This is a genomic window from Nonomuraea sp. NPDC005983, assembly GCF_040614375.1.
In the GTDB taxonomy this organism is placed as follows: domain Bacteria; phylum Actinomycetota; class Actinomycetes; order Streptosporangiales; family Streptosporangiaceae; genus Nonomuraea.
The window spans coordinates 17,796-28,274 of the sequence record NZ_JBEXUP010000111.1; the positions used below are offsets into that span (position 1 = coordinate 17,796).

9 protein-coding genes and 1 pseudogene are annotated in these 10,479 nt (G+C 72.1%); 6 read left to right on the forward strand and 4 right to left on the reverse strand.

Going from position 1 to position 10,479, the window contains the following annotated elements; translation table 11 throughout:
• The first annotated feature begins 41 nt into the window (after nt 1-41).
• The gene (locus tag ABZ297_RS34840; protein WP_355355459.1) at nt 42-653 is read left to right on the forward strand and encodes a hypothetical protein; all 612 of its coding nucleotides are present in this window, start codon (nt 42-44) and stop codon (nt 651-653) included.
• 11 nt (nt 654-664) lie between these two features.
• On the opposite strand, the gene ABZ297_RS34845 is transcribed toward ABZ297_RS34840, so the two are convergent.
• Entirely contained in the window at nt 665-3,043 is a 2,379-nt protein-coding gene (locus ABZ297_RS34845) for a helicase C-terminal domain-containing protein (RefSeq protein WP_355355461.1), read from the reverse strand.
• Between the two features lie 44 nt (nt 3,044-3,087).
• Here ABZ297_RS34845 and ABZ297_RS34850 point away from each other — a divergent pair, with 44 nt between their 5' ends.
• Nucleotides 3,088-3,861 (forward strand): hypothetical protein, encoded by a 774-nt coding sequence (locus ABZ297_RS34850; protein ID WP_355355463.1) that lies wholly within the window; start codon nt 3,088-3,090, stop codon nt 3,859-3,861.
• On the opposite strand, the gene ABZ297_RS34855 is transcribed toward ABZ297_RS34850, so the two are convergent.
• Together ABZ297_RS34855 and ABZ297_RS34860 are read right to left on the reverse strand one after the other, a co-directional pair.
• Nucleotides 3,854-4,471, reverse strand: coding sequence for a helix-turn-helix domain-containing protein (locus ABZ297_RS34855; RefSeq protein WP_355355465.1), 618 nt, complete (start codon nt 4,469-4,471; stop codon nt 3,854-3,856). The two genes, ABZ297_RS34850 and ABZ297_RS34855, sit on opposite strands and share 8 nt — an antisense overlap.
• Nucleotides 4,472-4,505: 34 nt before the next feature.
• Nucleotides 4,506-4,907, reverse strand: coding sequence for a hypothetical protein (locus ABZ297_RS34860; RefSeq protein ID WP_355355467.1), 402 nt, complete (start codon nt 4,905-4,907; stop codon nt 4,506-4,508).
• 111 nt (nt 4,908-5,018) lie between these two features.
• On the opposite strand from ABZ297_RS34860, the gene ABZ297_RS34865 reads away from it, so the two are divergent.
• Both ABZ297_RS34865 and ABZ297_RS34870 read left to right on the forward strand, forming a co-directional pair.
• The gene (locus ABZ297_RS34865; protein WP_355355469.1) at nt 5,019-5,627 is read left to right on the forward strand and encodes an HAD family hydrolase; all 609 of its coding nucleotides are present in this window, start codon (nt 5,019-5,021) and stop codon (nt 5,625-5,627) included.
• Nucleotides 5,628-5,717: 90 nt separating this feature from the next.
• A complete protein-coding gene (locus ABZ297_RS34870) occupies nt 5,718-6,113 on the forward strand; it encodes a cold-shock protein (RefSeq protein WP_355355471.1) in 396 nt (131 codons plus the stop codon).
• Here the strand turns inward: ABZ297_RS34870 and ABZ297_RS34875 are convergent.
• Nucleotides 6,110-7,747 (reverse strand): MFS transporter, encoded by a 1,638-nt coding sequence (locus ABZ297_RS34875; protein ID WP_355355473.1) that lies wholly within the window; start codon nt 7,745-7,747, stop codon nt 6,110-6,112. The genes ABZ297_RS34870 and ABZ297_RS34875 overlap by 4 nt on opposite strands.
• 391 nt (nt 7,748-8,138) lie before the next feature.
• Between ABZ297_RS34875 and ABZ297_RS34880 the strand changes: the two genes are divergently transcribed.
• Both ABZ297_RS34880 and ABZ297_RS34885 read left to right on the forward strand, forming a co-directional pair.
• A complete protein-coding gene (locus ABZ297_RS34880) occupies nt 8,139-8,939 on the forward strand; it encodes a DUF3027 domain-containing protein (protein ID WP_355355475.1) in 801 nt (266 codons plus the stop codon).
• Nucleotides 8,940-9,179: 240 nt separating this feature from the next.
• Nucleotides 9,180-10,479, forward strand: a pseudogene (locus ABZ297_RS34885) (hypothetical protein); the annotation flags it as partial.

Here is a 10,479-nt window from a genome sequence, read left to right on the forward strand (position 1 = left end):
TTCGGTTACTTCGAACAAGATCGATAGGAAATATGGTTGACATGAGTGAATACGAGCGGGCGCTGCTCGTATTGAGCGATACAGGCATCGGCAGGAGGGACGAAGCCCTCCAGAGAATCCAGGAGGAGGCGGCCGGGGCGGCTGGGCTGAGGAGAGACACCTGGTCGAAGTGGCAAGAAGGCGGCAGAGAACTGGCCCGTGTGCCCGCGACCGAGCCGGAGCGGCTGGTGGTCGACGACTACGTCCGGCACCTCGACGCGGCTCTGACCTCGCACAACGCGTCGCTTCCCGTCGAGGGGCGGACGCAGCTGCGGATGGCCGTGGGGCGCGACGCCGCGGAGGTGGACCGGCTGATCGGCGCGGACGCGCCGCGGCGGATCTTCCGCGCGAACAAGGACGCTCATCTGGTTCTGTTTCTTACCGACGGCGTCCACGCCGACGTGGTGGCGGCTCAGGGACACACCAGTCCAAAGGAATTCGTCAATATTCGGATTCGAGAGAAGGAATTCTTCGGCAACGTCTGGGTGTGGACGCCGAGCCACGATCTGGCCTTTGTGGTCAGGTCAGCTGAATCCCGCCCGGCACCGATCATGACCAATCTCTACGGGCCGGTGGACGCCCGCCAGGCGGTCCTGCGCGGCGGCGCCTGGTAACGCGCCCCGGGTCAGACCCCGGCGACGCCGGTGATGCGGTGCAGGGCGAAGCGGTGGACGGCGGCTCTGGTCTCGTCGTAGGCCGTCAGGTAGCCGCCCTCCATCCGGGCCGGTTCCAGGATGCGCGAGGTGGCGTTGCCCTGGGAGTCGAGATAGCCGATCCACACCCGGACACCCTGTCTGATCGCGTCCTGGAGCGTCGAGATCGTGGCGGTCGCCGCGCCGCGCGGGACCTGCCCGTTCGGCGCCTCGACCGGCTCGCGCCGCGCCAGATGCGCGGCGTCGCCCGCACGTAGCGCCCGGACGGCCGCCACCGTGACCTCCGGGTCGAGGCCGCCGTTCGGGGAGGCGGTGACACGGGCCGCGGGCAGCCCCTCGGCCCGCCGGCTGTCGAGCTGGGAGATGATCACGTCCCCGTCGAGCGACTCGGCCACCGGGGCGTAGCCCATCGCGCGCAGCGAGTCGACCAGCGCGGCCCGCGACGAGCGCGAGGCGATCACGGTCGGCGCGAGCCGGCGCAGGCGCAGCGCGGCCGAACGGCGGTCGGCGGTGATCTGGTCGAGCAGCGCGGGGTCGTCGCAGCGGACGTAGGCGCTGGCCGTGCCCACCCTGATGCGCCCGTGGCGGCGAGCCACGTCGGCCACCAGGTACGACAGCGCCTGCGGCACCGGCGTCGCCGAATGCCGCTGCAGCATGGCCAGCAACTCCTCGGCGCCCTGGCCCGCGTCCAGTGCACGGCGGATCGAGCTCTCGCCGAAGCGGTAGACGGTCGCGCCGCCCTTGGACTCGACGTCGGCGGCGAGCGTCATCCAGCGGTTCAGCTCGCTGGTGAGCGGGCCGGGCGCGACGGCCGTGAGGTCGGCCTGGAGGAGCACGTGGTCGACCGGTTCGGGCAGCAGCGGCGCCAGGGCCGCAGCGGCGCCCTCGCCCGCCAGCAGCGCGCGCCCGTGCCCCGACAGCACGCCCAGCCCGGTGACGCCCAGCTGCTCGGCCTCGCGCAGCGCGAACTCCGTGAGCTGCTCGCGCCGCGGGCCCCGGCGGCGCGGCTGCTCCCAAGCCAGCCGGTCGAGCACGGAGTCGCGGGTCGGCGCCAGGCCGGGAGCCGAGGCGAGCACGCCCAGCACCGCCGACCGCACCGAGGGCGCGGACGACCGGCGCAGGTCCGGGTGGAGCGCGTTCAGCGGGCGGTCGCGGTCGTCGCGCTCGCCGACCAGCCCCGGCACGCGGTCCATGTGCAGCCAGGTGGTCGCGAGAGCCACCCACTGCTCCTCCGTCGGCCTGACCCGCCACAGGTCGTATCCGCTGGTGGGCAGCCACTCACCGTCGACGTTGCCACCCGACGCGAGCAGCCCGGCCGCGTGCGCGACCTCCACGACCAGCGAGGCGGCCCACTCGGGCAGGTCCAGCTCGGACGCCGTGCGCTTCATGTCGCGGACGCCCAGACCGCCGGTGCGCAGCACGCCCGGCGGATCGACGCTCCACCGTTCGCACAGCTCCTCGACGGCCCTGACGAACATGAACGCCTGCCCGGCAGCCGTGCGGTCGGCGAGCTGCTGGTCGCGTGCGGACCCCTCCAGGGCGGGCGGGACAGGACCCAGATCACGGTGGACGCGCCCGCCGCGCAGATGAACGCCCACCTCCCGCGGCAGCGTCACGCTCTCCTCGCCCGTGGCGGCCAGCAGGCCGCGTGCCAGCAACTGCTCGATGGGCGAGCGGGCGGACCCGATGCGGACCTCGCGCCTGGCGTTGGGCACCCGGCCGGCCGGCGGACCCCACGCGAGCTGGTCCAGCGCCGCCCTGGCCTCGGGCGAGACCTGCCCGACCAGCTCGCCGGGCTCGGACAGGGCCGCCGCCAGGCGCTCCTTGCCGGTTCCCGCGGTGCCGGGCGCGATGTCGTCGGCCAGCTCGTCGAGCTGCTCGGGCGGGTGGTGCCTGAACGCCTCCACGGCGGGCGGGCCGAGCCCCGCCGGATCGTCCAGCGCCTTGCGGACTCCTGGAGCCAGGCGCAGCGCCTCGTCGGGGCCGAAGACGAGAGCCAGCTCGTGCAGCCGGTGAAGCGCGGTGGAGAGCGCGGGCTCGACCTCACCGGACGCCAGCGCCCGGCCGACGACCTCCCCGAGCGCCGCCTTCGCCACGGCCTCCCCGCGCGCGCCGGCCACCTCGAGCGGCTCCAGGACGGGCACCGTCTCCAGGACGGCCAGCGTCTCCAGGACGGCGAGCGTGAAGCGGTCGAGCCGGTCGAGAACGCGGGCGATCGCCGACGGGCTGGCCGCACGCGAGGCCAGGCCCTCCAGATGGGCGGGCACCGGAGTGACCAGTTCTGGACGCGCGGAGACGAGCGCCCGAAGCTGCTCGTCGGTGCGCCCCCTGATCCACTCCGTGAACTCCATCGTTGCCATGGTATGTCCCTCCTGATTGGGGCAGCATGGCTCACGTGATCGAGCGAGCGGACCAGCTCATCCTGAACTACGTCAGCAGAGCGGCTGACGCGGCTCACGGTGTTCTCCGTCCTGACCAGCGGCTCGACTTCGCCACGCGGCTGCGCACCAGGATCGAGGCCGAGCGGGCGGGCAGTCAGGACGCCCGCCAGGTGGCCAAGGTGCTCGCCAGGCTCGGCGATCCGGCGGCGCTGGCCCGGAGCGAGGCCCGCAGGCTGGCGGAGCCCCCCGCGACCGCCCCGGGCGTGTCGTCTCCCACCATCGTCGACGACGTGGTCACGCCTCCGGACGCGCTGCGGGAGCGCCCGCCGGGCAGGACGTCCCACGGGCTGCCGTTCGCGGGGCTGCGTAGGGCCGTCATGGCCGGCGCCAACCCGATGGCCACCGAGGGGCGGGACGCCAGGACCATCGTCAAGGAGTACCCGCGCGAGACCGCCGCGCTGGTGATCCTGGTGGCGGCGGCGCTGCTGGTGCCGTTCGACCTGGCGCCCGTGGCGATCTTCCAGGTGCCCGTCCTGGTCTGGGCGCTGGGCGGGGTGCTGGTGCTGTCGAGCGACAGCTGGCCGCTGCGTGTCCGGCTGCTCGGGGTCGGCGCGCCGATCCTCGGCTACGTGGTGGGCGGAGTGCTCGTCGGCGGCCTGCGCGTGGGCGGTCAGCCCGGGTTACAGGCCTTCTTCGTCGAGTTCTTCGACGTCAGTGGCGTGATGTTCATGATCGGGACCGGTCTGGGCGTGGTCTGGCTGGCCTACCGCCTGCTCGACGTCACCTGACCGGAGCGGGGTTGGGCAGCAGGCCGACGGCCAGCCGTACCCACGCCTCGACGAACTGGTCCTTCTCCGCGTGGCCCGGCGACTCGCCCACGGTCTCCTGGAACAGCCGGTAGTGCACCACGGAACCGCCGAGCACGGCGGCGATGCCCGTCCAGTCGAGCTCGGCGTCGCTGTACTCCGGCTGCGCGCGGAACCAGGTCGTGATGGCGTCGAACATGGGCTGCAGCAGCCCCTCGCGTACCACCGTGACCAGCTCGGGGAACTGGCTGAGGTCGCGGAAGAACACCCTGGTCAGCTCCGACTCCTCGCGCACCTTGGCCAGCCCGGCCCGGCACAGGTGCGACAGCCGCTCCTCCAGAGCGGTGGAGGACTCCATGCCGCTGAGCTGGTGCAGGCTCTCGGCGACCTGGATGCGGGTGCGGGCGGCGTGCTCGTTGATCGCGGCGGCGAGCACCTCGTACTTGGACTTGAAGTGCCGGTAGAGCCCGCCGGCGCCGGGGGAGAGCCCGGAGGCGGCCTCGATCTCGGCCACCGAGGTGGCGGCGTACCCGCGCTCGGCGAACAGCCGCAAGGCCTCGTCGATGATCCGCTCACGCGTCGATCTGGTCATGTCTGTCCTGTTACCTCCGTGAGGAGCGTAGCCGTCACGGGGCCGCGCGCCGGATGAGACCCGCTACGACCGAGCCGATGACCAGCCACACGAGCGCGGCGAGCCCGTAGTCGACCAGAGTCGTCCACCGCGCGTCGGCGAGCTCGAACAGGTTGGCCAGCCCGAGCGAGAGCGACCCGGCCATCGACTCGACGAACTGGTACCAGATGTTCGCCTGGTTGGCCCCGAACACCTTGAACAGCGCGTAGAGGACGAGCACCAGCGCCGCCAGCCTGGAGGTCACCCGGACGGCCCACACCAGCACGGCCACCGTCTGCTGCCACACCCGCACCCCTGGCGGCGCGGGCGCCGGCCGCGCGGGACGGTGCGGACGCGGCCGGCTGGAGGTGGCGACGAGGCGGTCTGCGGCCTGCGGGGGTTTCGGGCTCTCGGTCATGACCACTCCTCGCGATAAGTAATTCCTTTCTTCTCATTCCCACAGTCCCACAACAAGCCCCGTTACGCGGGGCGAGTCGGCGTTTGGCATCCTGCACATGTGGTGACATCGGTGGGATTCGATCTGGACATGACATTGGCAGACACGCGATCAGGCATCGCGGCCGTATACGACGAGCTGGCCGCGCGACTCGGCATCGACATCGACAGCCAGGCGATCACCGCCCGGCTCGGCCCGCCGCTGGAGCACGAGCTGGCCAACTGGCTGGCCCCGGAGGCGATCCCTGCGGCGGCGGAGCTGTTCCGGCAGATCTACCCCGAGTACGGCGTGCCGGCGCACACCGCCATGGAGGGAGCGCACGAGGCCGTGGAGGCTGTGCGGGCCCAGGGCGGCAAGATCATCGTGGTCACCGGAAAGAACCGGCGCGACGCGACCAGCACGATCAACCTCCTCGGGCTCGCTGTTGACGAGATCGTCGGCTCGGTTTTCGGCGCCGCGAAGGGTTCGGCGCTCGCGCGTTTCGGTGCGTCCGCCTATGTTGGTGACCACGTCGCGGACATCGAGGCGGCGCGGGCAGGAAACGCCGTCAGCGTGACGGTCGCGACAGGCCCCTACACGGTAGGAGAGCTGCGTGAGCACGGAGCCGATGTGGCGCTGACGGACCTGACGGAATTCGCCGACTGGTTCGCCGAGTGGCGCCGACGCGATGAAGTCCGATAATTGACCGGAAATTACCCGGTCGCTTGTCCGCCTTCCGGGGCATAACCTACGTCCATCATCCTTTCCGACTGTTTGAACGAGGTCTCTCCTGTGCCGAGTGGCAAGGTCAAGTGGTACGACGCCGACAAGGGTTTCGGCTTCCTCACCCGCGACGACGGTGGTGAGGTTTTCGTGCATTCCTCCGCGCTGCCCGCCGGCGCCGGGCCGCTCAAGCCTGGCCAGAAGGTGGAGTTCGGCGTGGCCGAGGGCCGGCGCGGCCAGCAGGCCCTCTCGGTGCGGATCCTCGACCAGCCGCCGACGCTGGCCAAGACGAAGCCCAAGGCCAAGCGGAAGAAGCCGGACGAGATGGTCGTCATCGTCGAGGACCTGATCAAGCTGCTCGACGACGTCTCGACGTCCTACCAGCGGGGCAAGCACCCGGACGCGGCGCACGCCAAGAAGATCGCGCAGGTGCTCAGGGCCGTCGCCGACGACCTCGACGCCTAGCCGTGCGGGTTGGTCAGCGGTTTCGTCGGGTCTAGGGAGTCCGAGCGCGGCTCGCGCACGACGGGCTCCGTCCGCTCGTACGGGCTCGGTTCGTGCCGGGTCGGTTCGCGTGTGGTCGGTTCGGGTGGGGGCGGCTCGTGTGGAGGTGGCTCGTACGGGCCCGCCTCCGTTTGCTCGGGCACGTCGGGTTCGCCTTGGTCGTACGTGCTCGCGCGGACTCTGGCGTCCGCCGAGCGGACGCGCTTCCTCCTCCTGACGACCAGCCAGCCCAGGCTGACGGTCAGCACCACGGCCAGCGTGACCAGCCCCGCCAGGCTGTTCTCCGCCAGCGACAGCACCAGCCCGACCAGCCCGCCGAACACCCAGGCGAGCTGCAGCACCGCCTCGACCACGCCGAACGTGGACGAGCGCACCTCCTCGCCGATCTCGCGCTGGACGATCGCGTCGAGCGCGAGCTTGCCCAGTTCCTGGGCGAACGCGGTGATCACTGAGAGCGCGACCGCGGTCCACAGGCCGAAGAAGACGGCCGTCGCGATCGTGGTCGCGCCGGTCACGGCCAGTGTGAGCAGCACGATGAGCTGGGGCGCGTGGTTGCGCGTCCAGTTGGCGACCGCCGCGCCCAGCAGGCCGCCCAGCCCGGCCGCCGCCGCCAGCAGCGCGATCGTCTTCGGGACGTCGAAGAACGGCGCGGGCTCCGACAGCCACGGGACGCCCTTGTCCTGCACCAGGAAGAGCATGAAGAACAGCAGGAACCCGGAGAACAGGCGGATGGCCACGTTCGCCCAGACCGCCTCGGCCACCGCGGGGCCCACGTTGAGCAGGGTCCGCCAGCGCGGCGGCCTGCCTTCCTCGGCGTCCACGTCCTCCAGGTCGGGTGAGTCGACGTGCCGGGGCAGCCGCAGGGAGACGACGCCGACCAGGAGGAAGACCGCCATCGCGACGCGCAGGGTGACGGCGCTGCCGAGCCAGGCGGTCAGGCCCGCGCCGACGGGCACCACCACGCCCGCCGACACCAGCGAGAACAGCGCCACCCGCGCGTTGGCCGATACCAGGGTGATGTCGGCGGGCAGCACGCTCGGCATGATCGCCGCACGCGACACGTTGTAGGCCTTCGACAGCACCAGGACGCCCAGCGCACCGCCGAACAGCGTCACCAGGTCGCCGGGGCCCACGGCGGCGGCCATCGCGAAGCAGAGCAGGCCGCGGCCGAACAGGGTGCCGGCCATCACGTAGCGGCGTCCGGACCTGAACCGGTCGAGGATCGGCCCGACGAACGGTGCGAGCAGCGCGAACGGCAGCATCGTGATGACCAGGTAGAGCGCCACGGGCCCGCGCGCCTCGCCGACGGGGACACCGAAGAAGACGGTGCTCGCCAGCGCGACCGTGACCAGTGCGTCGCCCGCGCTGTGGCCGGCGGTGAGCTCGATCAGGCGGCCGAGGCCGGTGCGGTCGGCGCCGTTGGCGTGGGTGAGGCGGCGCGTGGCCCTTCCGACGCCCTGGGCACCCCTGCCGACGCTCCGCGCGCCCCTGGCGGTGGCCACGCTCGCGCGCTTGGCGCCACTGGCGGTCGCCCGAGTGGCGCGCGCGGTTGCACGGCCGGCGTCGGCGACTCCGTGCCCGACGCGGCGTGACATGTGCCGCCAGCCACCCTCCACGCCTACCAGTCTTACCCGACGCGTTCGGGATCTAGGAGGCGGATCGGGGTGCGTGCGCTTTCTGCTACCGGCCGTGGGCGTTGCGACAAGTCCGGATTTATGCGTTTTAAGGGCCGCTTGAGGGCGTGGAGGTGATTCGTGATGTGTGCGTTATTTAGTGATGATCGTGAGCCTGGAGTCGTGATCGGACTGCTGCGCCATTCGGTCCTGTCGTCGCAGACAGGACGCGTGTGACCTCGGGGGCTGCCATGGGTGAGGCGGCAGCGTGAGATCTATGTGCCTGCGGAGCTCCGCATGTGGGCATCTTCAGGTCCCGCCATGGGTGAGAATGAAGTGTGAGCGAACAGCACCTTTTGGCGGAGGCGGTTTCATGAGCCGCACCAGGACCCGCGTCTCCGCGCCCGACCAGGCCTGTGTCGCCGCGGTGGAGTTGGCCCGCGCCGCCGCCGAGGAACTGGCGCGCCCTGGCGAGCCCGGCGAGCACCTGGGTTACGAGGGCGAGGGTGACCGGATCGTCACCCACTACTTCGCCTGCCTCGACCGGGCCTATCGCGGCTGGCGCTGGGCCGTCACCGTTACGCGAGCCTCGCGGGCGAAGAACGTCACGGTCAGCGAGGCCGTGCTGCTGCCTGGCTCGGGTGCGCTGCTCGCCCCCGAATGGCTGCCATGGAGCGAGCGGCTGCGCCCCGGCGACCTCGGCGTCGGCGACCTGCTGCCGACGCCGGAGGACGACGACCGGCTGGCGCCCGGTTTCACCGAGACCGACGACGACGCCGATCGCCAGATGGTTTTCGAGTATGGCCTGGGCCGGGCCCGTGTGCTCTCGGCCATCGGCAGGGACCGGGCGGCCAGGCGCTGGCACTCGGGCGAGCACGGGCCGCATACTCCGATCGCACACGCCGCTCCCGCGCAGTGTTCCACCTGTGGGTTCTACTGGCTGCTCGCGGGTGAGCTCCGGCAGACGTTCGGGGTCTGCACGAATGAGTACGCGCCCGACGACGGCCGGGTGGTCGCCGCCGACCACGGGTGCGGCGCGCACTCCGAGGCCGCGGTCATGCCGCCGCCGATGGAGGCGGCCACCCCGATCCTCGACGACCTGGGCTTCGACCTGATCGAGGAGGAGGCGGGCTCGGTCGACGAGTCGGCCAGCGAGGAGCTCGGCCACTCCTGACACCAGGGTTTCCGGACGCGCTGTCGGCCGTGGGCGTCGGCTTCGGCCGGCGCGGTGAGGGTGTGGCGTCGGCCGTGGGCTGTCGGTTCCGGTGCAGGGGCCTGGCGTTAGGTCGGCGTCGTAACAGTGTGGTGCCCGTCGTGGGCGCGGGTTTCGACCGCGACGGTCCGTGAGGGCCGTGACTGTCGGTCGGGGCCGCTAGCCTACGGTGACCCCTACCCACAACGAGGATCGTGATCGATGACCGACACCTTTGGCACCGACCGGATGCGCGCCGCGGTGCTGGCCGCGTGGGCGGCGTCGCCCGCCAGGTTCCGCGAGGACGCCAACGCCGAAGAGGACTTCGCGCTCGGCGGCTACCGAGACCGGCTGATCGTCGAACTGGCGCAGAACGCGGCCGACGCGGCGTTGCGCGCCGGCGTGCCAGGGGTGCTCAGGCTCACGTTGCGTGACGGCGAGCTGACGGCGGCCAACACGGGCGCCCCGCTCGACGCCACGGGCGTGGAGGGTCTGTCGACGCTGCGTGTCTCCGGCAAGCGCGACGAGGCGGGCGCGGCCGGCCGTTTCGGCGTCGGCTTCGCCGCGGTGGTCTCGGTGTGCGACGCGCCGATGATCGGGTCCCGGGGGGCCGGGGCGGCGCGGTGGTCGCGCGAGGAGACGTCCGAGGTGGTGGCCTCGATCCCGGCGCTGGCGGGTGAGCTGGCCGACCGGGCCGGTCACGTCCCTCTGTTGCGTCTCCCGTTCGCGGCCGACCCGCTCGACGTGCCCGACGGGTTCGACACGCTGGTGCGGCTGCCGCTGCGCGACGAGGCGGCGGAGGCGGCGGTCCGGCGCATGCTGGAGGAGACCAGCCCGGCCCTGCTGCTCGGCATGCCCGCCCTGACCGCCATCGAGATCACCCTCGACGGCGAGACCCGCACCGTGGTGGCCGACGGCTGGCACGTCGTCTCCGAGTCGGGCGAGTTCACCGCCGAGCAGGTGGCGGCCTTCTTCGCCGACCGTCCCACGGAGGAGCGGGCCCGGCCGTTCTGGTCCGTTCGCTGGGCAGTCCCGCTGGCGGGGGCGTCCGGCGCCGCCGAGCCGGCGGAGCCTGGGCCGCTGCCCTCGGCCGTCCCGCCCGTGGTGCACGCGCCGACGCCGAGTGACGAGCCGCTCGACCTGCCCGCGCTGCTCATCGCGTCCTTCCCGATGGCGACCGACCGGCGGCACGTGGCGAAGGGGCCGCTGACCGGTTTCCTGGTCGAGCGGGTCGCCGACGCCTACGTGCGGCTGCTCCGCGAGTTGCCCGCCACGCCGAAGCTGCTCGACCTCGTCCCCGCGCTCATGGGCAAGGGCGAGCTCGACGCGCGCATCCGGCGGGCCATCCTGGAACGGCTGCCCGACACCCCGCTGCTGCCCGCGCTGTCCGCTCCCGCGCCCGCCGTGCAGACCCCGTCCTTCGCCGACGCCGAGGTCTACGAGCCCGACGCCGAGTGGCAGGTCGAGCACCCCGCGCGGGAGCCCGAGGCGGGCGTCTGGCTGGTCGCCGGGCGCGAGGCGG